Origin of the sequence: Micromonospora sp. DT44, assembly GCF_049841635.1 — a bacterium.
In the GTDB taxonomy this organism is placed as follows: Bacteria; Actinomycetota; Actinomycetes; order Mycobacteriales; family Micromonosporaceae; genus Micromonospora.
Genome location: NZ_JBNCKS010000036.1, coordinates 55,419 through 76,260, shown reverse-complemented (window position 1 = coordinate 76,260; position 20,842 = coordinate 55,419). Strand labels below are relative to the sequence as shown.

21 protein-coding genes, 1 pseudogene and 1 riboswitch are annotated in these 20,842 nt (G+C 73.2%); of the genes and pseudogenes, 15 read left to right on the top strand and 7 right to left on the bottom strand.

The features are described 5' to 3' along the window. Positions 1-192: 192 nt before the first annotated feature. A complete protein-coding gene (locus tag ACLQ25_RS21105; RefSeq protein ID WP_425732523.1) occupies positions 193-819 on the bottom strand; it encodes a copper resistance protein CopC in 627 nt (208 codons plus the stop codon). A gap of 238 nt (positions 820-1,057) precedes the next feature. Between ACLQ25_RS21105 and ACLQ25_RS21100 the strand changes: the two genes are divergently transcribed. Next, positions 1,058-1,708, top strand: a complete 651-nt coding sequence (locus tag ACLQ25_RS21100) for a hypothetical protein (RefSeq protein WP_425732522.1) — start codon at positions 1,058-1,060, stop codon at positions 1,706-1,708. 98 nt (positions 1,709-1,806) lie between these two features. Here ACLQ25_RS21100 and ACLQ25_RS21095 read toward each other — a convergent pair whose 3' ends face one another. Both ACLQ25_RS21095 and ACLQ25_RS21090 read right to left on the bottom strand, forming a co-directional pair. Further along, the gene (locus ACLQ25_RS21095) at positions 1,807-2,130 is read right to left on the bottom strand and encodes a hypothetical protein (RefSeq protein ID WP_425732521.1); all 324 of its coding nucleotides are present in this window, start codon (positions 2,128-2,130) and stop codon (positions 1,807-1,809) included. Positions 2,131-2,234: 104 nt separating this feature from the next. Beyond that, a complete protein-coding gene (locus ACLQ25_RS21090) occupies positions 2,235-2,774 on the bottom strand; it encodes a hypothetical protein (RefSeq protein WP_425732520.1) in 540 nt (179 codons plus the stop codon). Between the two features lie 190 nt (positions 2,775-2,964). Between ACLQ25_RS21090 and ACLQ25_RS21085 the strand changes: the two genes are divergently transcribed. The 7 genes from ACLQ25_RS21085 (at position 2,965) to fabF (ending at position 9,687) form a co-directional block, all read left to right on the top strand. Next, positions 2,965-4,152, top strand: coding sequence for a sensor histidine kinase (locus ACLQ25_RS21085; protein WP_425732519.1), 1,188 nt, complete (start codon positions 2,965-2,967; stop codon positions 4,150-4,152). Then, entirely contained in the window at positions 4,149-4,817 is a 669-nt protein-coding gene (locus ACLQ25_RS21080; protein ID WP_425732518.1) for a response regulator, read from the top strand. The genes ACLQ25_RS21085 and ACLQ25_RS21080 overlap by 4 nt, the downstream gene beginning before the upstream one ends. 24 nt (positions 4,818-4,841) lie before the next feature. Further along, complete coding sequence (locus ACLQ25_RS21075) at positions 4,842-6,155, top strand: PucR family transcriptional regulator (RefSeq protein WP_425732524.1); 1,314 nt, start codon at positions 4,842-4,844, stop codon at positions 6,153-6,155. 78 nt (positions 6,156-6,233) lie between these two features. Then, positions 6,234-7,190 carry an ACP S-malonyltransferase gene (locus ACLQ25_RS21070; RefSeq protein ID WP_425732517.1) on the top strand — a complete coding sequence of 319 codons (957 nt, stop codon included), beginning with the start codon at positions 6,234-6,236 and terminating at the stop codon, positions 7,188-7,190. Then, positions 7,187-8,131 (top strand): beta-ketoacyl-ACP synthase III, encoded by a 945-nt coding sequence (locus ACLQ25_RS21065; protein ID WP_425732516.1) that lies wholly within the window; start codon positions 7,187-7,189, stop codon positions 8,129-8,131. Before ACLQ25_RS21070 ends, ACLQ25_RS21065 begins: the two co-directional genes overlap by 4 nt. Positions 8,132-8,218: 87 nt before the next feature. After that, positions 8,219-8,458 carry an acyl carrier protein gene (locus ACLQ25_RS21060; RefSeq protein WP_007463517.1) on the top strand — a complete coding sequence of 80 codons (240 nt, stop codon included), beginning with the start codon at positions 8,219-8,221 and terminating at the stop codon, positions 8,456-8,458. A 2-nt stretch (positions 8,459-8,460) separates the two neighbouring features. Continuing rightward, positions 8,461-9,687, top strand: coding sequence for a beta-ketoacyl-ACP synthase II (gene fabF, locus ACLQ25_RS21055; protein ID WP_425732515.1), 1,227 nt, complete (start codon positions 8,461-8,463; stop codon positions 9,685-9,687). Positions 9,688-9,751: 64 nt separating this feature from the next. Here fabF and ACLQ25_RS21050 read toward each other — a convergent pair whose 3' ends face one another. Continuing rightward, positions 9,752-9,970: a hypothetical protein gene (locus tag ACLQ25_RS21050; RefSeq protein WP_355051399.1), complete on the bottom strand. Its 219-nt coding sequence runs from the start codon at positions 9,968-9,970 to the stop codon at positions 9,752-9,754. A gap of 97 nt (positions 9,971-10,067) precedes the next feature. On the opposite strand from ACLQ25_RS21050, the gene ACLQ25_RS21045 reads away from it, so the two are divergent. From ACLQ25_RS21045 to ACLQ25_RS21035, 3 genes are read left to right on the top strand one after another with little or no spacing between them, the layout of a single operon-like run. After that, positions 10,068-10,526 (top strand): MarR family winged helix-turn-helix transcriptional regulator, encoded by a 459-nt coding sequence (locus ACLQ25_RS21045; protein ID WP_425732514.1) that lies wholly within the window; start codon positions 10,068-10,070, stop codon positions 10,524-10,526. Further along, the gene (locus tag ACLQ25_RS21040) at positions 10,523-11,956 is read left to right on the top strand and encodes an MFS transporter (RefSeq protein ID WP_425732513.1); all 1,434 of its coding nucleotides are present in this window, start codon (positions 10,523-10,525) and stop codon (positions 11,954-11,956) included. Before ACLQ25_RS21045 ends, ACLQ25_RS21040 begins: the two co-directional genes overlap by 4 nt. 32 nt (positions 11,957-11,988) lie before the next feature. After that, positions 11,989-12,282 carry a DUF1330 domain-containing protein gene (locus ACLQ25_RS21035; RefSeq protein WP_425732512.1) on the top strand — a complete coding sequence of 98 codons (294 nt, stop codon included), beginning with the start codon at positions 11,989-11,991 and terminating at the stop codon, positions 12,280-12,282. A gap of 32 nt (positions 12,283-12,314) precedes the next feature. Here ACLQ25_RS21035 and ACLQ25_RS21030 read toward each other — a convergent pair whose 3' ends face one another. Together ACLQ25_RS21030 and ACLQ25_RS21025 are read right to left on the bottom strand one after the other, a co-directional pair. After that, a complete protein-coding gene (locus ACLQ25_RS21030) occupies positions 12,315-14,048 on the bottom strand; it encodes a glycoside hydrolase family 3 protein (protein ID WP_425732511.1) in 1,734 nt (577 codons plus the stop codon). A 96-nt stretch (positions 14,049-14,144) separates the two neighbouring features. After that, a complete protein-coding gene (locus ACLQ25_RS21025; protein WP_425732510.1) occupies positions 14,145-14,636 on the bottom strand; it encodes a DUF3145 domain-containing protein in 492 nt (163 codons plus the stop codon). 307 nt (positions 14,637-14,943) lie between these two features. On the opposite strand from ACLQ25_RS21025, the gene ACLQ25_RS21020 reads away from it, so the two are divergent. Further along, positions 14,944-15,273 carry a hypothetical protein gene (locus tag ACLQ25_RS21020; protein ID WP_425732509.1) on the top strand — a complete coding sequence of 110 codons (330 nt, stop codon included), beginning with the start codon at positions 14,944-14,946 and terminating at the stop codon, positions 15,271-15,273. A 274-nt stretch (positions 15,274-15,547) separates the two neighbouring features. Here ACLQ25_RS21020 and ACLQ25_RS21015 read toward each other — a convergent pair whose 3' ends face one another. Further along, complete coding sequence (locus ACLQ25_RS21015) at positions 15,548-16,189, bottom strand: carbonic anhydrase (RefSeq protein ID WP_425732508.1); 642 nt, start codon at positions 16,187-16,189, stop codon at positions 15,548-15,550. A gap of 149 nt (positions 16,190-16,338) precedes the next feature. Between ACLQ25_RS21015 and ACLQ25_RS21010 the strand changes: the two are divergent. The 3 genes and pseudogenes from ACLQ25_RS21010 to ACLQ25_RS21000 all read left to right on the top strand — a co-directional run. Continuing rightward, positions 16,339-17,238: pseudogene (locus tag ACLQ25_RS21010) on the top strand (alpha/beta fold hydrolase); the annotation flags it as partial. A gap of 215 nt (positions 17,239-17,453) precedes the next feature. Next, the gene (locus tag ACLQ25_RS21005) at positions 17,454-19,571 is read left to right on the top strand and encodes a HelD family protein (RefSeq protein WP_425732507.1); all 2,118 of its coding nucleotides are present in this window, start codon (positions 17,454-17,456) and stop codon (positions 19,569-19,571) included. 108 nt (positions 19,572-19,679) lie between these two features. Continuing rightward, positions 19,680-20,597 (top strand): cation diffusion facilitator family transporter, encoded by a 918-nt coding sequence (locus ACLQ25_RS21000; protein ID WP_425732506.1) that lies wholly within the window; start codon positions 19,680-19,682, stop codon positions 20,595-20,597. A 112-nt stretch (positions 20,598-20,709) separates the two neighbouring features. Next, positions 20,710-20,841: riboswitch (cyclic di-AMP (ydaO/yuaA leader) on the top strand. The last annotated feature ends 1 nt before the right edge of the window (position 20,842 follow it).

Below are 20,842 nucleotides of genomic sequence, written 5' to 3'. Positions count from 1 at the left end.
CCACCCAAGTGATCATCGACGCCGAACCTAGCGGCAACCAGCCGAACCGATCACCACGTACATAGAAGCGTCTTGCAGTTTCGGTTGTCGGTATGGGGTTGGATGCCCGTTACGTCGCCGCAGGAAGTGCAAGATCGGCGGGGGCGGGGCCCCGGGGGCGGTGCGGGGCGAGGGCCCGGGGGCGGTGCGGGGTTAGCGGGTTCGGCGGCGGAGCAGGAGGGCGGCCGTCAGGGCGGCTAGCAGAACCGCGCCGCCGAGTGCCCAGGGCCACCAGCGGCTACCCGAGTCGGATCGTTCCTCGGCGGCTGGTACGGCGGACACGGTGTCGGCCGGCGGCGACACGGGTCCGCCCTGGGATGCCGTGGGCGAGCCGGACGCGGACGGGCCGGTGCTGGCCGCTGACGGGCTGCCGGACGGGCCGAGGGCTGAAGGGCTGGCGGACGGGTCGGCGGCCGTGCCGGTGGTGAGGGTGAACCGCACCTCGCCCTTGATCGGGTGGCCGTCGTTCGAGGGCAGCTGGTAGGCGACCGTGTAGAGCCCCGCCGCGCCGGGCGTGAACGGCACGCGTACCCGGGTGCCGTCGAACGCGGGCCGCCCGCCGGCGACCACATTGTCCGGTCCGGTTATTGTGATCTTCGTCGTAGCCGGTGGCGGCTTGGCCAGGAAACGTAGCTCGATCCGGGTGGGCGCGGTGGCCACCCGGGCGCCGTCGCGCGGATCGCTGCCGGTCAGTGAGTTGTGCGCGGCCGCTGGCATCGCCGGGGCCAGTAACGACACACCGAACGCCACGCCGAGTACCACTGGCACGAGCCGTGCCATCCGTGTAACCCTGCCCCCCATGAACCCCTCCGTAAGGGTACGATCCGCCCGCTGATCAAACAGCTCCTCATTAGTCGAGCAGAGATCGCAGATAGTTCCAAATACTGTTCCACAAGCTGCAATCCATCGACGTTCTGCGGAGTCTGTGAGAGTGGGACCGACCCGGTCGGTGCCGTCACCGGCCGACCGACCCGGACGTCACGGCGAAGCCATCCATCGAACGGGGCGAGGAGGCGGGATGGTCCGACAGATGAGGCGGTGGTTCGCCGTGCTGGCGGGCACGCTGGCTGCGGCAGTGCTGGTGCTCGGCTTCGCCGGCCCGGCGAGCGCGGCGCCCAAGCCTGCGCCCGCCGGTGTGGACGTCACCGGCGAAGGGCTCACCGAGCCGCTGCGGCTACGGTCCGAGACCCAGCCCGCGCACGTCCTCGCGGTCATCGACCAGATCAACTTCTTCGGTCGTACCGGAATGCCGACCGGCCCCAAGGCGGCCGACCTCGGTCCGAAGTACACGGTCGTGGTGCTGGCCGGGGAGACCCCGAAGCAGACCTTCGACCTCTACCCCAAGGCGGCCGGCGGCCCACGCGTCTATCGCCCCGCCAAACAGCCGGACGGCCGCAAGACCAACGCCGGCTGGTTCCTGGGCCGGCTCAGCATGTCCGAGACGCTGCGCACGGCCGGGGTGCCGCTGGAGCGGCAGTTCGACACGGTCAGCGGCGGCGTGGGCGGCGGCGAGCGGGTGCTGCCGGAGGACACGATGGATCCGGTGCGGGACATCGACGAAGCACTCGGTGAGTTGCAGCGACTGCTGCTGCTCAACGTCGGGGTGATGCTGACCATCACGGTCGGCCTCGCCGGGATCGCCCTGCTGATCCGCCGCCGGACCCGCTGACGCGGCCGCCCGCCGGACCCGCTGACACGACCGCGGGAAGGCGCGGGTGCGCCGAAAGGCGCGGGTTCAGCGGGCCACGGCACCCGGCCCCCGTGGGGTCAGCACCAGCGGCGTGGCGGGCGCTCCCGTCGAGTGCCCCGCTGCCGTGGCCGGACCGGGCCGTGCCGGTGGGCACCCGCCCATCCAGGAAGTTCACTGAGGCAACCAGCGGGGTCAACCGACTCCGACTCGCCCAGGGTCACCGGCTCGGCGGCCCGCTGGCGCGGGATCTCCTCGTCCGGCCGCCCGGTGGACGCCTCCGCCGGGAGCGCCGCCGCCGGGCCGATCGCCCGGCGAGGCTTGCCGGCCACCTGCGGGTCGTGGTGGCCCAGGCGGCAGGGCTCGCCCTGGGCGCAGCCGTGCTCGGCCTCCCCGTGCGCCATCCCCGGTCTCCTCACGCTCGCACTCACGCGCAGGTGCTCCCCCCGTACGTGCCCTGTCACCGTACTGGCCGGGACCGACGGCCTGTGCACGGCGTACCCCGGGGTCAGCGCTTCGGGCGACCGGGGAACAGGGTCGCCCAGACCGGGAAGGCGACCAGCCAGATGAGGATCACGGTGGTCAGGCTGCGGATCCAGTTGCCCAGTTCACGGGTTCTTTCCGCATCGTTCACCCAGAGGATCGCCGCGCCGAGCAGGCCGCACGCGACGGCCCAGCCGAGGAGTGCCCTGGCCCACACCCGCCACTCGTGCCGGGCGCGGGCCCAGCCGTGGCGGGGAGGCCGCTCGGGCGGTGGCCCACCGGCGAAGTGGTAGGCGAAGCGCTGGTCCGCCCACCGGACCATCGAGTGCCCGAAGGCCACCGAGAAGCCGAGGTAGGCGGCGGCGAGGCCGTGGCCGACGTCGGCGGTGGCGCCGCGCCGCAGGTCGATCACCGACGCGGCGAGCAGCGCCAGATCGACGAACGGTACGCACAGCAGCAGCACCCCGCCGAGCCGTGGCCTGCGCAGCGGATATCGGGCGACCAGCCCGGCACCGATCAACACCCAGAAGGCGATCTCACAAGCGATGATCACCGCTACCACCATGGCGGCCTCCCCCGTCGTCGCCACCAGCGTCGCCCAACGGCAGGGCCCGGACCTCGACAGCGGAGACGAGATCGAGGTCCTCCCTTCGACGGACCGACCGCCCGGCGTACCCCTTTCGGCGCATGTCGGAGCGACCGGGCTCCTCCTTCGGTCGGAGTCGGCGGGCCGGCGGTTGTGATGGGATCGGGGCATGCGACCGCCACCGTGGCTCGGCTCCGGTACGCCCGGCCGCGACCTCACGCTGGCCGGTGCGTCGCTGGTCGGTGGCCTGGTGCTCTACGGCCTGGGCATGCAGCCGCAGATCGTCCCGCACCCCGGCGTGCCGCCCGCGATGTTCCTGGCGCCGCTGCTGGCGGTGTGCGTGGCCGTCGGCCTGCGTCGGGTGGCGCCGCGCGCCAGCCTGGCGGTGGGGACCGGGGCGCTGGTGGTGGACACGGCGCTGGGCAACTCGCTGGGCACGGTGGTGGTCTACACGCAGGTGCTCTACGACGCCTGTGTGTACGGGCCACCCCGGCTGTGGCGGTGGCTGCTGGGGATCACCGCGACGTTGAGCGTCATCGGTGCGGTGGCCGGCGTGCTCGGTTTCGGGCAGTGGCGCGGGGCCGCCGTCGGGGTGCCGGTGGTGCTGGCCGGGCTGCTGCCGGTGCTGACCGGGATCAGCGTGCGGCAGTACCGCGACCAGGCCGCCGCCGAGCGGACCCGGGCCGAGCAGACCGCCCGGCTGGTCGAGTTGGACCGTCGGCAGGCGGTCAGCGCCGAGCGGGCCCGGATGGCCCGGGAACTGCACGACGTGGTCGCCAACCACCTCAGCGCGGTGGCCATCCACGCCACCGCCGTGCTCTCCGTGCCGAGCCTGGAACGTGGCCAGGTGCAGTCCGCGCTGCGGGTGATCCGGGAGAGCAGCGTGCAGGGTCTGGCCGAGATGCGGCAGATGATCGAGCTGCTGCGGGAGCCGGATGGTGGCGAACATGGCGGGGAGGGCACGGAGGCGGTCACGGCGCGACTGGCCGAGGCCGACGGGTTGATCGAGCGCATCCGCGCCGCCGGCCTCGCGGTGCGCTTCCGCACGGACGGCACCCCCGGCCCGCTACCGGTGGGGGTGGATCTCGCCGCGTACCGGATCGTTCAGGAGTCGCTGACCAACGCGCTCAAGCACGGCACGGGCGAGGCGGATCTGACGATCGCGTACCGGCCGGCGGAGGTGGTGCTGACCGTGGAGAACCCGGTACGACCGGACGGGTCGGGGCTGCCGGGCGCCGGGGCCGGGCTGATCGGCATGCGGGAGCGGGCGGCGTTGCTGGCCGGCCGGTTCACCGCGGGACCGCGGGACGGCCGCTGGCAGGTCCGGGCCGCGCTGCCGACCGGGGACAGCGGGTGACCGCGCCGGTACGGGTGCTGCTGGCGGACGACCAGCCGGCGGTACGGGCGGGGCTGGTCCTGATCCTGGCCGGCCCGCCGGGCATCGAGGTGGTCGGCGAGGCGGCCGACGGTGACGAGGCGGTCCGGCTGTGCCGGGAGGTACGCCCCGACGTGGCGGTGCTGGACGTGCGGATGCCACGGCTCGACGGCATCGCCGCGACCAGAGCAATCGTCGCGGACCGGCTCGCCGACGTGCTGGTCCTGACGACCTTCGACCGGGACGAGTACGTCTTCGGCGCGCTACGTGCCGGCGCGTCCGGTTTCCTGCTCAAGGACACCGACGCGGCGGGTCTGGTCACGGCGGTACACACCGTGGCCCGCGGCGACGGCTTCATCGCCCCCGCGGTGACCCGCCGGTTGATCACCGCCTTCGCCGCCACCGCTCCGGGCGCGTCGGCCGCCACCCGGGCCGCGCTGGACACGCTGACGCCACGCGAGCGGGACGTGCTGGCCTGCCTCGGCCTCGGCCTGTCCAACCAGCAGATCGCCGACCGGCTGGCGCTGGCGGAGAGCACCACCAAGACGCACGTGAGCCGGATCCTGGCGAAGCTGGACCTGCGCAGTCGGGTGCAGGCCGCGATCCTGGCCCAGGAGTTGGGCCTGTCCGCGAGGCCGCAGGCCTGAGTCCGGCGCGGTCCGGGCCCGCTGATCGGTGCCGGCGTTCGTGGCCTGCTCACGACGTGTCAGGCTAGAGCGGTGAGCACGGCCGAGGGTGGGGAGTTGGCGGCCACGCTGCGCCGGATCGAGCGTTCGGCGGGAGCGTTGGCCACTGCCAGCGTGGCCCGGATGGACGAGACGCTGCCGTGGTTCCGGGCTCTGCCGGCCGACCAGCGCTCCTGGGTGATGCTGGTGGCCCAGGCGGGCGCCCGCTCGCTGGTGCAGTGGCTGCGCGAGGGCGGCGGCACGGCGGACAGCACGCAGGAGGTCTCCGACGACGTGTTCGACGCGGCGCCCCAGGCGCTGGCCCGGTCGATCACCCTCCAGCAGACCGTGGCGCTGATCAAGGTGACCATCGACGTCGTCGAGGAACAGGTGTCGCAGCTCGCCGCCGAGGGCGAGGAGCAGTTGCTGCGCGAGGCGGTGCTGCGCTTCTCCCGGGAGATCGCGTTCGCCGCCGCCCGGGTGTACGCGCGGGCCGCCGAGTCGCGCGGCGCGTGGGACGCCCGGTTGCAGGCGCTGCTGGTCGACGCGCTGCTGCGGGGTGACTCGCCGGACGTCCTGGCGAGCCGGGCCGCCGCGTTGGGCTGGGCGGACGCGCCGCCGGTCGCGGTGGCGGTCGGCCACTCCCCGGGCGGGGAGGTCTCCGCCGTGCTGCACGTGGTGTACCGGCTGGCGCGGCGGATCGGTGTCGAGGTGATCGGCGGCGTGCACGGCGACCGGTTGGTGATCGTGCTGGGTGGCGCGGCGGACCCGCTGAGCGCCACCGGCAAGCTGCTGGACGCGTTCGGTGACGGACCAGTGGTGGTCGGTCCCGCCGTACCCAGTCTGGACGAGGCGACCGAGTCGGCGCGGTCGGCGCTATCCGGCTTCCGGGCGGCGCCGGCGTGGCCGGCCGCCCCCCGCCCGGTCGCGGCGGCCGACCTGTTGCCGGAGCGGGCCCTCGCCGGCGACGCGGAGGCCCGCCGGCGGCTGCGTCACGACGTGTACGCGACGCTGGTCCGCGCCGGTGGCGAGCTGCTGGAGACCCTGGACGCGTTCCTGGCCGCCGGTGGCACGCTGGAGAGCGCGGCGCGGGCGCTGTTCGTCCACCCGAACACGGTGCGGTACCGGTTGCGCCGCATCGCCGAGGTGACCGGCTTCTCGCCGCTGTCGCCCCGGGACGCGTTCGCCCTCCAGGTGGCGTTGACTGTCGGTCGGCTGGACCCGGTGGTCCCGGTGGCCTCGGCGGTCCCGACCCAGACATTGACCCCGGCCGCCCGGAAATCCGCCCAAACTAGCGATGATCCCCGCCGATCTTTGTAAGAAACCTCCAAAGGTTCTAGTGCGGTTTGGTCGGCCCCGGCACAGCGCTACCCACGCGTATCCGGGAGAGTCATAGGCGTGCTCGCCGTACTTAGTCCCGGCCAGGGTTCCCAGAAACCCGGCTTTCTGACTCCCTGGCTCGACCTGACCGGCACCGAGGCGCGCCTGCGCTGGTGGTCCGCGCTGGCCGGCGTGGACCTGGTGCACCTGGGCACCGCCGCCGACGCGGACGAGATCAAGGACACCGCCCGTACCCAGCCGCTGCTCGTCGCGGCGGCGCTGCTCGCCGCCGAGCACCTGCCGCTGGACGGCGTGGCGCTCACCGCCGGGCACAGCGTCGGCGAGCTGGGGGCCGCGGCGGTGGCCGGGGTGCTGTCGGCCGAGGCCGCGATCACCCTCGCCGGGATCCGTGGCCGCGAGATGGCCGCCGCCTGCGCGCTGGAGCCGACCGGGATGGCGGCCGTGCTCGGCGGCGACCCGGACGAGGTGCTGGCCGCGATCAGCGCCAACGGGCTACACCCCGCCAACCGCAACGGCGCCGGCCAGATCGTCGCCGCCGGCTCGCTGGACGGCCTGGACGCGTTCGCCGCAGCGCCGCCCGCGAAGACCCGGGTCATCCGGCTCCAGGTGGCCGGGGCCTTCCACACCCCTTACATGGCCCCGGCCGAGACCGCGCTGTCCGCCGTCGCCGCCGGAATCGCCCCCGTCGACCCGGCGCGGATCCTGCTGTCGAACCTCGACGGCACCGCCGTCACCGACGGGCACGAGCTGGTGCGACGCCTGGTCCGCCAGGTCACCGCGCCGGTGCGCTGGGACCTGTGCATGCGCGCCCTCGCCGAGCACGGCGTGACCGGCGTGATCGAGCTGCCCCCGGCCGGCACCCTCGCCGGCCTGGTCAAGCGGGAACTCAGGGGCGAGGGCGCCCCGGAGATCGTCACCCTGAACACCCCGGACGACCTGCCGGCCGCACGGGACCTGATCGCCCGCCACGCCACACCGGGCCAACCGCTCGCCCGCATCGGAGGACACTCATGACTGGCAGTCGCATCGTCTCGATGGGGCACTACCAGCCCTCCCGGGTGGTGACCAACGACGACATCGCCCAACTCGTGGACACCAACGACGAGTGGATCCGCGACCGGGTGGGCATCGCCACCCGGCGGATCGCCGACAGCGAGACGGTGGCCGACATGGCCGCCGCGGCCGCCGGTAAGGCGCTGGCCAACTCCGGGCTCACCGCCGCCGACATCGACCTCGTCGTGGTCGCCACCTGCTCCTCGATCGACCGGAGCCCCAACGTGGCCTGCCGGGTCGCCGGCAAGCTGGGCATCGCCGCACCGGGCGCGTTCGACGTCAACACCGCCTGCTCGGGCTTCGCGTACGCGCTGGGCACCGTCGACCATGCCATCCGGGCCGGCGCGTCGCGCAACGCGATCGTGATCGGCGCCGAGAAGCTGTCCGACTTCACCGACTGGACCGACCGCTCCACCTGCATCATCTTCGGCGACGGCGCGGGCGCCGCGGTGGTCACCGCCACCGCCGACGACGAGCCCGCCGGCATCGGCCCGGTGGTGTGGGGCTCGGCGCCGGAGAAGAGCGACGCGGTACGCATCGAGGGCTGGCGCCCGTACATCCAGCAGGAGGGCCAGTCGGTGTTCCGCTGGGCCACCACCGCGCTGGCGCCGCTGGCCCTGCAGGCGTGCGAGCGGGCCGGGGTCGACCCGTCGGAGCTGGCCGCGTTCGTGCCGCACCAGGCCAACGCCCGGATCATCGACGGCATCGCCAAGCGGCTCAACATCCCCAACGCGATCATCGCGAAGGACATCGTCGAGTCCGGCAACACCTCGGCGGCCAGCGTCCCCCTGGCCCTGTCGAAGCTCGTCGAGCGGCGGGAGGTGCCCTCGGGCGCCCCGGTCCTGCTGTTCGGTTTCGGCGGTGGCCTGACCTACGCCGGTCAGGTCGTCCGCTGCCCCTGAAGCCCCCTTGAGGCGCGTACGCGCTCCAGGAGCGGCGGCCGGCGACGCCGGCCGCCGGAGAACCCCCTATGAGAGGAACCAACCGCAATGACCCGTGACGAGATCACCACCGGCCTCGCCGAGATCCTCGAAGAGGTTGCCGGGGTGAACCCGGACGACGTGGCCGAGGGGAAGTCCTTCACCGACGACCTCGATGTCGACTCGCTCTCCATGGTGGAGGTCGTGGTGGCCGCCGAGGAGAAGTTCGGCGTCAAGATCCCGGACAACGAGGTGCAGAACCTCAAGACCGTCGGGGACGCCGTCAGCTTCATCGAGGCGCAGTCCTGATCATGAGTCGTCCTGACGTCGTCGTCACCGGGCTCGGCGCGACGACCCCGCTTGGCGGGGACGTCGCGTCGACCTGGGACGCCATGCTCGCCGGCCGCTCCGGGGTGAGTGCCCTCACCCAGGAGTGGGCCGCGCAACTGCCGGTGCGGATCGCCGCCCAGCTGGCCGTGGAGCCGTCCGAGGTGCTGGACCGGGTGAAGCTGCGCCGCCTGGACCGCTCCGAGGCGATCGCGCTCATCGCGGCGCAGCAGGCCTGGGCGGACGCCGGTCTGGCGGACGCCGGCCTGGACGCCGAGCGGCTCGCCGTCAGCGTCGGCTCCGGCATCGGTGGCGCCACCACCCTGCTCGCCCAGGACGACATCCTGGAGGCGTCCGGGCCGCGGCGGGTGTCCCCGCACACGATCCCGATGTTGATGCCCAACGGTCCGGCCGCCTGGGTCGGGTTGGAGTTGGGCGCCAAGGCCGGCGTGCACACGGTGGCCAGCGCCTGCGCGACCGGCGCGGAGGCGATCGCGCTCGGCCTGGACATCATCCGCGCTGGCCGGGCCGACGTGGTGGTGGCCGGCGGCACCGAGGCCGTGATCCACCCGCTGCCGATCGCCGGTTTCAGCTCGATGCGGGCCATGTCGACCCGCAACGACGAGCCGGAACGTGCCTCCCGCCCGTGGGACACCGGCCGCGACGGCTTCGTCCTCGGCGAGGGCGCGGGCATCGTGGTGTTGGAGCGGGCCGACCACGCCGCGGCCCGGGGCGCCCGGGTGTACGCGCGCCTGGCCGGTGCCGGCATCACCTCCGACGCGTACGACATCGTGCAGCCGCACGCCGAGGGTGAGGGCGCCATCCGGGCCATCGCCAAGGCGATCGCGGACGCGGACATCGCCAAGCAGGACATCGTGCACGTCAACGCGCACGCCACGTCGACCCCGGTCGGCGACATGCTGGAGATCGGCGCGCTGCACAAGGCGCTCGGCGACCACCCGGTGCTGGCCGCGACGAAGTCGATGACCGGTCACCTGCTGGGCGCGGCCGGAGCGTTGGAGTCGATCGCCACGATCCTGGCGATCCGCGACAGCGTCGTACCTCCGACGATCAACCTGGACGACCCGGAGCCCGGGCTCAGCCTGGAGGTCGCCGCGCACAAGGCACGCCACATGGACATCCCCGCCGCGCTGAACAACGCGTTCGGCTTCGGCGGTCACAACGTGGCGCTGGTGTTCGCGCGGCCGTGAGACAGCGGCCGTGAGCTGGCCGATCTGAAAGGGTCCCCTCTCCGGAGGGGGCCCTTTCGCGTGTTCAGCGTCGGTTGCGGGGGTGTTGCCGGGCGGTCCGCTCGTTGCCGTGGCGGTAGTTGCCGGTCCAGCGGGCCATCACCAGTTGCGGGTCGTCGTCGACCTCGGCGAGGAACTCCGCCGCGCGGGCACCCCGCAACGTGCCCGCCACCCGGCCGTGGTGGGTGATCACCACCGTGCCGTCGGCCCTCTGGTCGTACCGGAAGCCCTGCGCCTGACCCATGGGCGACACGCTGCCAGGGTGGCCCCACGCGGCGCGACCGGATTCCCGCGCCACCGATTTGCATACACCATGAATATAAAGACGCTATGCTTCTCGCGTGAGTCGACCAGACACTTTTCCTGGCGCGTCCGCCGCCATCGGGGCCGCCCTCTACGGCCTGGCCACCAGGGCCGCGAGACGCCTGCCCCGGGACATGAGCCTGACGTCTGCCGCCACCCTGGCGACCCTGGACCGGACGGGTCCCCGGCGCATCACCGATCTGGCCGCGGTCGAGGGCGTCACCCAGCCCGCGATGACCACCCTGGTGCGGGTGATGGAGGAATCCGGCCTGGTCGAGCGGCGGGGCGACGCGTCCGACAAGCGGGTCACGCTGGTGTGCCTGACCGAGGCCGGCGCCTCCTATGTCCGGACGCGACGCCAGGCGGGGATCCACGCGTTCGAGCGGTTGATCGGCCGGCTCACCGGCGACGAGGTCGAGGCGCTGGTGGCGGCCCTGCCGGCGCTAGAGCATCTGGCGGAGCTCGAAGGACAGGACCGCGAAGGGCCGAAGAAGTGACCCGGCAACCGGTCGGCGAGGGCGCGCCGAAGGCGTTCCCCGTGCCCCGTCCCGAGACGCGGCTGCTGGTTCCCGCCCTGATGTTCATCGCCCTGGTCGTGGCGGCGGTCGCCAGCCTCGGGACGCCGCTCATCACCAGCGTGGCGACGTCGTTCCACGTCTCGCTCGGCAGCGCGCAGTGGACGCTGACCGTCGCGCTGCTCAGCGGCGCCGTCGCCACGCCGGTCCTGGGCCGGCTCGGTGCCGGTCCACACCGGCGGGCCACGATCCTCGCCACGTTGGCCGTCGTCGTCGCCGGCAGCGCGCTCACCGTGCTGCCACTGCCGTTCGCGTGGCTACTGACCGGCCGGGCGGCCCAGGGCGTCGGGCTCGGGCTCACGGCGCTGATGATGGGTGTGGCCCGGGACCACCTCCCCGAGGAGCGCAGCGCGGCCGTGATCGCTCTGATCTCGGTGGTCTCGATCATCGGCGCCGGCGTCGGCTACCCGCTGGCCGCACTGCTCGCCGAGCTCGGCGGAGTACGGGCCGCCTACGGCCTCGGCCTGGTCGTCACCGCCGCCGCCCTCCTGACCGCGTGGCGCGCCATGCCCGAAGCTCCCGGAGGCCGGTTCGCCCACGTGGACGTGGCAGGCGCGGTCGTCCTGAGCGCCGCGCTGCTCCTGGTGCTGTTCCTCGCCGGTGAGCGGAATCTGTGGGGCAGGCACCTCGCCGTGGCGGCAGGCCTCGCCGTCGTCGCGGTGGTGCTGCTCTGCGTGTGGGCCGTCATCGAGCTGCGCAGCCCGACGCCCCTGGTCGATGTACGGGCGGTACGGCACCCGGCGGTCGCCGGGGCGAACCTCGCCATGTTCGTCGCCGGGATCGGCATGTACCTCCTGCTCACGCTCATCACCCGGTACGCGCAGACGCCGCCCGGCGTCGGCTACGGCTTCGGGCTGACGACCTTCGTCGCCGGGCTGGTCCTCATCCCGTTCTCCGTGCTGGGGTTCATCGCCGGCAAGCTCACACCGCGGGTCCGCACGCGGATCGCCGACCCCCTGCTCCTGGCCGGCAGCGCCATCGTGGTCGGCGTCGGGTTCGCCCTGTTCGCGGCGGCCCGGTCGGACCTGGCCGAACTGTTCGCGGCGATGGGCGTGCTCGGCTTCGGCGTCGGCGGCTTCTCCGCCGCGATGCCCGGCGTCATCCTGGCTGTCACTCGCAGGAGCGAGACGTCGAGCGCCATGAGCTTCAACTACGTCGTCCGCAGCGTCGGGTACTCCCTGGGCAGCGCTGTCGGCGGCCTGGCCCTCGCCGCGGGCACCCGCCCCGGCCACCTCTTTCCCGACGACAGCGCCTACACCACCGCGGCGATGGTCGGGATCGGCGCCATGGCGATCGCGACGCTGGCGAGCCTCGCTCTCGCGCGACGACGCTCGGCCAAGACCAACACGTGACGTCGATTCACCCAACCAACAGAGGAGATTCCATGCTTAAGGGCTACTGGGTCAGCGCCTACCGCACCATTTCCGACCCCGAGAAGCTGGCCGCGTACAACGAGCTGGCCGGCCCCGCTGTCCGGGCCGGGGGCGGCCGGGTCCTCGTCCGTGGCGGTCGGATCGCCGCGTACGACGCCGGAATCGCCGAGCGTACGGTCCTGATCGAGTTCGACAGCTTCGAGCAGGCCGTCGCGGCGCACGAGAGTGCGGCCTACCAGGAGGCGCTGGCCGCACTCTCCGACGGCGTCGAGCGCGACTTCCGCATCGTCGAAGGCGTCGACTGACCGAGGCGCGGTCGGATCTCCTGCCGGTGCCGTCAGCTCTTGCAGGTGGTGGCCGGCAGGCCGGGCACCACCACCGGTGACCGGCCACCCGGGCGGGCCTTGCCGGCCAGTACGGCGGCGAGCGCGGTCATCGACGCCCGGCTGGAGGAGTACGTGGCCAGCAGCGTCGGCGACGTGGCCTTGGCCAGCACGTACGGCGTGTCCATGGCGACGGTGACCGCCGCGCTGGCGCTCAGGTCCTTCTCCCCGTCGCCGTAGCCGACCAGGTGCACCACCGTCCCGCCACTCGGCTTCACCGTCACACCGGCCGCGGTCAGGGCGGCGGTGAGCGTGGCTCGGGTGCCGGCCCGGCCGTCGGAGGAGGTGACGGTGACGGGGCCGTGCACCGCGCCGCCGCAGGCCCCCCGCAACACGGTGACCGCTCCGGCGGCCAGCGCGTCGGCCGCCGCGCGGTGTGCCGGGGTGTTGAGCGTGGACATCGGCTCGGCGGGGCCCGCCGCCAGCCGGAACTTCATGGTCAGGATCCGGGTCACCGCGTCGACGAGCCGGGCCCGGGGCAACGACCCGCCGCGCAGGGCGGCGAGCAGCCCGTCGTACGCCTGACCGACGTTCGGGGTCATGAGGATCAGGTCGTTGCCGGCGTTCAGCGCGCGAACAGCGGCCTCGCCGGGTGCCCACCGCTTCGCCGGCGGCATGTTCATCCCGTCGGTGATCACCACGCCCTTGAATCCGAGCTGACCGCGCAGCACGTCGGTGAGCAGTTTGTGGGAGAAGGTCGCCGGGGTGCCGGGGTCGATGGCCTGCGCGTCCAGGTGGCCGGACATCACGGCCATCGCGCCCGCGTCGAACCCGGCGCTGAACGGCGGCCACGCGCCGCTCTGCAGCGCCGCCTCGGACTGGGTGAGCACCGGCAGGTCCTTGTGCGAGTCGTCCGCGCTGTGGCCGTGCCCCGGGAAGTGCTTCAGGGTGGCCGCGACGCCGCTGGCCTGTAGGCCCCGGACCGCGCCGCCGACCTGTGCGGCGGCGATCTTCGGGTCGGCGCCGAACGACCGGGAGCCGATGACCGTGCTGCGGGTGGCCAGCACGTCGGCCACCGGAGCGAAGTCGATGTTGATGCCCATGGCGGCGAGTTCGGCGCCGGCGGCCCGCCAGGCGGCCTCGGTCAACTTCGGGTCACCGGCCGCGCCCGCCGCGAGGGCGCTGGGCAGGATGGTGACGCCGTCGGTGACGCGGGTGACGACGCCGTACTCCTGGTCGGTGCCGATCAGGAAGGGCGCCGGGCCGGTGGCCAGCCGTCCGGCGGCCCCGCGCAGCCCGGTGGTCAGGTCGTGGACCTGCTTCGGGTTGTCGACGTTTGTGGTCTCCTGGTTGCCCTTGGTCGGGTCGTCGGCGCTGAAGCCGACCAGGATGAGCCCGCCGAGGCGGTACTTGGCGATCATCTCGGCGGGGGTGTCGACGCCGGCGAGTGCCTGGTTCCCGGCCGCCGAGCCGGTGGAGACCTTGGTGGCCGAGTCGCCGTACGCGTAGGGCATCAGCACCTGCCCGACCAGGTCCTCGTCGGAGAGCGTCGCGACCAGCGCGGCGGCCCGCGCGGCCGGGTCGTCGGTCGGCGGCGAGGCGGGTGCGCTCGGGGCCGCCGACGCGCCGGTCGGGCCGGGCGTCGGGTCGGGACGATCCGGGGTACCGGAGCAGCCGGCGACGATCAGGGCGGTCAGGGCGGCGACGGCGACACCGGCGTGTCGCGGGCGAATCGGCACGCCGACCATCCCACCAGTTCCCCCTTATCGGGGCAACTTGACCTTACCGGTCGCCGCTGTAGGGGTGACGCAACACCCAGGTCCGCAGCGCGGAAGGCCCCGCCGTCAGCCGACCCGGGTGAGCAACGTCACCGGCGCACCGTCACCGGCGTACCGGTAGGGCTCCAGGTCAGCGTCCCACGCGGTGCCGAGCGCCTTGTCGAGGGCGTGCGACAACGCCTCCGGGGCCCGGGCGGAAGCCATCAGGGCGTGTAGCCGGTCCTCGCCGAGCTGGATGTCACCGGCCGCCCCGACGGTGGCCCGGAACAGGCCACGGGCGGGCACGTACATGAAGCGCTCACCGTCGACGCCGGGACTCGGCTCCTCGGTGACCTCGAAACGGATCATGGGCCACTGCCGGAGGGCAGCAGCCAGCTCGGCGCCCGTCCCCGGACGGCCGGTCCACCCGCACTCGGCCCGGCGGGCGCCGGGGTCGACGGGCTGAGCCGTCCACTGCAGGTTGACCGGCGCGGCTAGGACGCGCGCGATCGCCCACTCGACGTGCGAGCACACGGCGAGCGGGGTCGAGTGGACGTATACGACGCCACGCGTTGGCACGGTGACCTCCCGGAGAGCGAGGTGCGTCTTCCCCTACGACCTCGTCCACCCGAGTGGTTGCTGCAACACATGATGACTGCTGTGACGGATGGTGCGCCAGAGAATCGGAAAAAACGCCACCCGGAATAGCCGGACGGGTGGTCTCCGTTGCCTCTCAGGACACCGCGACGACCAGCCTGATGTCGTGGTCATGTACAGTTCCATCGGCGGCTTCTGCCGCGTTCCACCTCTGCGGGCCGACGCAGTGTCACCCGCACACAGCCCCCGGACGTCCAGTCCTCCCGTACGTCTTGCAAGGAGTACCTCCGTGGCGAGCAACACCTCTAAGACCGCGCGCGCGTCCGTCCGGGCCGGCCAGGCTGGCCAGGGTGGCGCCCTCAGCGTGCTGGGCGAGTTCAAGTACCTCATCCCGCTCAACGGCGGCAAGCACGCCTACGTGCGTAACCTGACCAACGGCAAGACCGCGCACCTGCGTACCGACTCCGACGCCTTCGTCGAGGAGATCCGGGCGCTGGCCGCTGCCGGCCACGCCACCAAGATCCGGGCGGAGATCAACAACCTGGCCACCGTTCACCCGAACGACGGCTGGGAGGCCACCGAGAAGCGTCTGGTCGCGGCCGGCGTCTTCGAGGGCTGAGCCCTCCCCCACCGCACCACCGACCGCCCGCCGGGAGTTCCCGGCGGGCGGTTTCGCGTCCACGGCCGGCCGCCGGATCGTGCGACGGGTCCTTTCGGTCCCGGCCACGGCGACGCGCGGTTCGGCCGGTGTGTGGTCGCATCCTTTGGAGCTGATGTCATGAACGAATCGCGCCGATCCGGCGGCGCTCTGACTCGTTTGCGACATCAGCTCCAAAGGACTCACCGACAGGTGTTCCAGTGCCGAACCGGAAGCGGGCCGAGCCGGTCACGGGTCACGCCTGGGCCGGGCCGGCGTCAGGCACGTCGAGCAGGGCGACCTCGCCGGTGCTCAGGTCGTAGAGACCGCCGACCACCGCGACCCGGCCGGCGGCCACGGGCTCGGCCAGTAGATCGTCCGCGCGCAGCGTGTGGACCGTACGCCGGACGTGCCGGCGGATCGCCAGAGGATGCACCGCCGGATCGTCGAGCCCCACCTCGGTGACCGCCGGGGCGATCTCGTCGACCAGGTGGGCCAGCGAGCCGCCCGGTCGCTCCCCCGTGCGCAGCGCGTCCACGGTGGCGCCCACCGCACCGCAGCGCTCATGGCCGAGCACCATGACCAGCGGCACGCCGAGCTGGCCCACCACGTACTCGATGGAGCCGCACACCGCGCGGTCGAGCACGTGCCCGCCGGTACGGATCACGCAGATCGCCCCGAAGGTCTGGTCGAAGATCGCCTCCAACGGCACCCGTGAGTCGATGCAGCCGAGGACCACCGCGTACGGCTGCTGGTCGCCGGAGGCGGCGGCCGCGGCCGTGACGTCGTGACCGTGCATGGGTTGGCCGCTGACGAACCGCCGATTGCCGGCGAGCAGGTCGACGAGCGCGGCCCGGGGTGTACCGCCGGCCTGCCGCTCCTGCCCCGCCACCCTCATGCCGTCCAGCCTGGCCCGCCGCCGCGCACCAGGGGCGGAGTCGCGAATGTTCGCTCGACCGCGATTGGCGTGGCGTCCTGACGGGTAGCCGGTGTTACCGCCGGGTATGGGAGGTGCGGGTGATGCCTGGGCGAGCGTGGGAGGTGGCGATGCCGGAGCGATTCGAAGTCGGTATGCCCGACGGCGTACGGCTGCACGTCGAGACCACCGGTCCCGTGGACGCCCCGGTGACGGCGGTCCTTCTGCATGGCTGGACGCTGGACGGGCGCAGCTGGCACCGGCAGCTCGACGCGCTCACGTCGTCCTTCGGCGACTCGGTGCGGGTGGTCACCTACGACGCGCGGGGTCACGGCCGGTCGAGCTGCATGGCGCTGCCCACGGCCACCCTCGCCCAGCTCGGCGACGACCTGGCCGCCGTCCTCGACGCGGTCGCGCCGAGCGGTCGGGTGGTCCTGGTCGGGCACTCGATGGGCGGAATGACGATCATGGAGTACGCGCACCGCCACCGGGAGCACTTCGCCGCTCGTACGGCCGGCCTGGTCTTCGTCTCGACCACCGCCGAGGGGCACACGCACACCGTGTACGGGCTCTCGCCACGCATCGCCCGGCTGATCCGGCTCGCCGAGACGACCGGCGCCGGTGTGCTGGCCCGCTGCGGCTCGTGGCGGGCGCCCCGGGCGCTGCTCAACGCGCTGCAGCCGAGCATCCGGTGGATGCTCTTCGGCGACCGCTGCGATCCCTCCGACATCCGATTGGTCACGTCGGCGGTGGCCCGCGCCTCGCTGCGCTCGATCGGCGGTTTCCGCGCCTCGATCGGCGCTCAGCACCGTCTGGACACCCTCGCCGACCTGGCGCACCTGCCGGCCGCCGCCCTGGTCGGTGACCGGGACCGGCTGACCCCACCGCCGTGCGCCGAGTCGATCGCCGCCGTCCTGCCGGCCACCGAGCTGACCGTCTGCCCGGGCGCCGGCCACATGCTGATGATGGAGCGTCCGATTGAGGTGAACGCGGCCCTGACCGGCGTCCTGGGCCGGGTGCTCGCCGCACCGCCGCACGGGCCCGGCCCCAGCGCCGCACCCGCGCCGCACGGGACCGGGCCGAGCGCCGCGCCGCCGCCGCACGGGCCGGTCGTGAGCGCCGTCGCGGCGGGTCGCTGAGCACGTTCGCGCACCTCGGGCGCGGCGGGTCGGGTCGGGGGCCGTACCCTTCTGCGGTTGGCCCGCGCGGTTCGCGCCGCTTGCCGGCGACATCGAAGGAGCGTGCGTTGACCGACCAGACCGCCCTGGAGCAGGAGATCGCCGTCGAGCAGCGGCACCTCGACCGGGTGTACGCCCGACTGGCCGAGCTGCGGCAGTCGGCGGTGCGCGCCGAGCGGGACGGCTACCGGATGGCGCGGGTGGGCACGTTCGGCGCGCTCGTCGAACGTGACGCGATGGTCTTCCACGCGGCACAACGGAGGCACACCCTCGACGCCGAACACGAAGGGCTGGTCTTCGGCCGCCTGGACCTGCGCGACCGGCAGGTGCTGCACGTCGGGCGGCTCGGTATCCGTGACGAGGACGCCAGCACCCTCGTCGTCGACTGGCGGGCGCCGGCCGCGTCGGCGTTCTACCAGGCCACCCCCGCGCAGCCGCTGGGCGTGGTGCGTCGCCGCACCATCCAGTCCCAGCGCGAGCGGGTCACCCGTATCGAGGACGACCTGCTCGATCCGGAGGCCGCCCCGGATCAGATGACGGTCGTCGGTGACGGCGCGCTGCTGGCCACCCTCTCCCGGGCGACCGGTCGGGGCATGCGCGACATCGTGGCGACGATCCAGCGGGAGCAGGACGAGGCGATCCGGTCGCCCGGCTCCGGGGTGACGATCGTCGCGGGCGGCCCGGGCACCGGCAAGACGGCGGTCGCCCTGCACCGGGCGGCCTTCCTGCTCTACACCGAGCGCAGCCGGTACGCCGGTGGCGGCATCCTGGTGGTCGGGCCGTCGACCGTCTTCGTCGAGTACATCGCCTCGGTGCTGCCGTCGCTCGGTGAGGACACCGCGACCCTGCACTCGCTGGGCACCCTGTTCCCCGGGATGACGGCCACCCGAACCGATCCGCCCGAGGTGGCGGCGGTGAAGGGCTCGCTGCGCATGCGCCGGGTGCTGGAACGGGCGGCCCGCGACGCGGCGCCGGGGGCTCCTGGCGAGCTGCGGCTGCTCTACCGGGGAGGGCTGCTGCGGTTGGACCGCCGCGAGCTGGACGCGATCCGGGACCGCGCGCTGCACCGGGGCGCCCGGCGCAACGAGGTTCGCCGCGCCGGCTTCGACGGTGTCTTCGCCGCGCTGTGGGCGCAGGCCCGGCGGGTGAACATCGGCCGGCTGCCCGAGCAGCGGGCCTTCGAGGGCGAGATCGCCGAGCGGCCGGAGTTCCGGGAGTTCCTCAAGGCCTGGTGGCCACGCCTGCACCCCCGGCACGTGCTCGGCTGGCTGGCTCGACCGGAACGGCTGCGCCGGTACGCCGGCGGGATCCTTTCCGGCGCGGAGATCCGGCTGCTCGGCACGGCGTACCAGAGTCTGGACACTGCGGGCCTGACCATCGCGGACGTGGCGCTGCTCGACGAGCTGGACGCGCTGCTCGGCAAGCCGGTGAAACCGGCGCGGGCCCGACGCGACCCGTTCCAGCTCGCGGGCGGCGTCCGTGAGCTGAGCACCGCCGCCGACCGGCAGCGGGCCGCCCGCGCGGCGGCCCGGGAGCGGCCGGAGGACTACCGGGAGTACGCGCACGTGGTTGTCGACGAGGCGCAGGACGTCTCGCCGATGCAGTGGCGGATGATCGGTCGGCGTGGGCGGTTGGCCTCGTGGACGGTGGTGGGCGACCCGGCGCAGACCGCCTGGACCGGTGACCCCGAGGAGCTGACCCGCTCCCGCGACCAGGCGCTGGGCCGACGCAAACGGCACGAGTTCACGCTCACCACCAACTACCGCAACTCGGCGGAGATCTTCGCGGTGGCGGCGGCGGAGATCCGCCGGCTCTACCCGGACCTGCCCCTGCCGAGGGCCGTCCGCTCCACCGGCGTCGACCCGGTCGAGCTGGTGGTGCCGCCCGCCGGGCTCCAGGCCGCGGCCGTGCAGGCGGCCACCGGCCTGCTGGGCGAGGTCGACGGCACGGTCGGGGTGATCACGCCGGTCACCCGCCGCGACGAGGTCGCCGGCTGGCTCGACGCGCTCGGCTCGACGCGCTTGCAGGTGGTGACCAGCCTGGAGGCCAAGGGCATGGAGTACGACGGGGTCGTGCTGGTCGCCCCCAGCGAGATCCGGGCCGATCCGGGCTCCGGCGTACGCACGCTCTACGTGGCGCTCTCCCGCGCCACTCAGCGGCTCACCACCGTCGACCCGACCGGCTGACCGTCGCGTTGGCATCGCCCGTAGGCCGGCCCTCGCCTTACACTTGCACACATAGCGATGTGAGCATATATTTGACCGCGTCCCGGGCGGCGTCGGAGGGTGGGTTTCGTGGGAGCAGGACATGACCACCACCACGGCTCGGTCGCCAACGCCGCCCACCAGCATCGGGGACGGCTCTGGGCGGCCTTCGGACTGCTCGCTGCCCTGATGGTGGTCGAGGCGGTGACCGCCTTCCACACCGGCTCACTGGCCCTGCTCTCCGACGCCGGGCACATGTTCACCGACGTGCTCGGCATCGGGATGGCGCTCGCCGCGATCACCGCTACGCGGCGGGCCACCGGCGACCCGCAACGCACCTTCGGGCTCTACCGCCTCGAAGTGCTCGCCGCGCTGGCCAACGCCGTCCTGCTCTCCGGCGTGGCGATCTACGTGGTGATCGAGGCGATCGGCCGGTTCGGCGACCCACACCGGGTGCTCAGTGGTCCGATGCTCACGGTGGCCATCCTCGGCCTGCTCGCGAACGTGGTCGCCTTCGGGCTGCTGCGCGCCGGCGCCCGGGAGAGCATCAACCTCCAGGGTGCCTACCTGGAGGTGCTCGGCGACCTGCTCGGCTCGCTCGGCGTGATCGGCGCCGCGCTGCTCATCGCCGTCACCGACTGGTGGTGGGCCGATCCGCTGGTCGCGGTAGCGATCGGCGTGTTCATCCTGCCGCGCACCTGGCGGCTGGGGCGGGCCGCCGTACGCATCCTCGTGCAGGCCGCCCCGGAACACCTCCAGGTCACCGCCGTGCACGACCGACTGGCCGCGGTGCCCGGCGTGGTCGAGGTGCACGACCTGCACGTCTGGACGCTCACCTCGGGCATGGAGGTGGCCTCCGCGCACCTGACCATGGCGCCCGGCGCGGAGGTCGGCGCGGTGCTCACCGCGGCGCGTACCGCCCTGCGGGACGACTTCCGCATCGAGCACGCCACGCTGCAGACCGAGCCCGGTGCCGCCCCGGGCGCCTGCGGTTCCGTCGAGTGGTGACCGTCATCCTTCGTGAAGGTGCAGGCACCTTCCGTAACATCGGCTGCACAGACCCCACCAGCACCGGTAGGCTCTGTCCCGGCCACCACCCGGCGGCGCCTCCCGGCGCCGGTGGCGGCCGTCGCCTAATCGCCCGACAGGGCGAACCGGGGAACCATGTTCCTGGGGTGCATCCGCGTCAGCGGTAGGGATCTTCCGTCCCGAACCCGTCAGCTAACCCGGTCGGCGGCTGACGGAAGGACATG

Bases quoted from the DNA above. Each gene is read 5' to 3' on its own strand.
- ACLQ25_RS21105 (WP_425732523.1), bottom strand. From the start codon at position 819: ATGGCACGGCTCGTGCCAGTGGTACTCGGCGTGGCGTTCGGTGTGTCG.
- ACLQ25_RS21100 (WP_425732522.1), top strand. From the start codon at position 1,058: ATGGTCCGACAGATGAGGCGGTGGTTCGCCGTGCTGGCGGGCACGCTG.
- ACLQ25_RS21095 (WP_425732521.1), bottom strand. From the start codon at position 2,130: ATGGCGCACGGGGAGGCCGAGCACGGCTGCGCCCAGGGCGAGCCCTGC.
- ACLQ25_RS21090 (WP_425732520.1), bottom strand. From the start codon at position 2,774: ATGGTGGTAGCGGTGATCATCGCTTGTGAGATCGCCTTCTGGGTGTTG.
- ACLQ25_RS21085 (WP_425732519.1), top strand. From the start codon at position 2,965: ATGCGACCGCCACCGTGGCTCGGCTCCGGTACGCCCGGCCGCGACCTC.
- ACLQ25_RS21065 (WP_425732516.1), top strand. From the start codon at position 7,187: ATGACTGGCAGTCGCATCGTCTCGATGGGGCACTACCAGCCCTCCCGG.
- ACLQ25_RS21060 (WP_007463517.1), top strand. From the start codon at position 8,219: ATGACCCGTGACGAGATCACCACCGGCCTCGCCGAGATCCTCGAAGAG.
- fabF (WP_425732515.1), top strand. From the start codon at position 8,461: ATGAGTCGTCCTGACGTCGTCGTCACCGGGCTCGGCGCGACGACCCCG.
- ACLQ25_RS21050 (WP_355051399.1), bottom strand. From the start codon at position 9,970: ATGGGTCAGGCGCAGGGCTTCCGGTACGACCAGAGGGCCGACGGCACG.
- ACLQ25_RS21035 (WP_425732512.1), top strand. From the start codon at position 11,989: ATGCTTAAGGGCTACTGGGTCAGCGCCTACCGCACCATTTCCGACCCC.
- ACLQ25_RS21030 (WP_425732511.1), bottom strand. From the start codon at position 14,048: ATGGTCGGCGTGCCGATTCGCCCGCGACACGCCGGTGTCGCCGTCGCC.
- ACLQ25_RS21015 (WP_425732508.1), bottom strand. From the start codon at position 16,189: ATGAGGGTGGCGGGGCAGGAGCGGCAGGCCGGCGGTACACCCCGGGCC.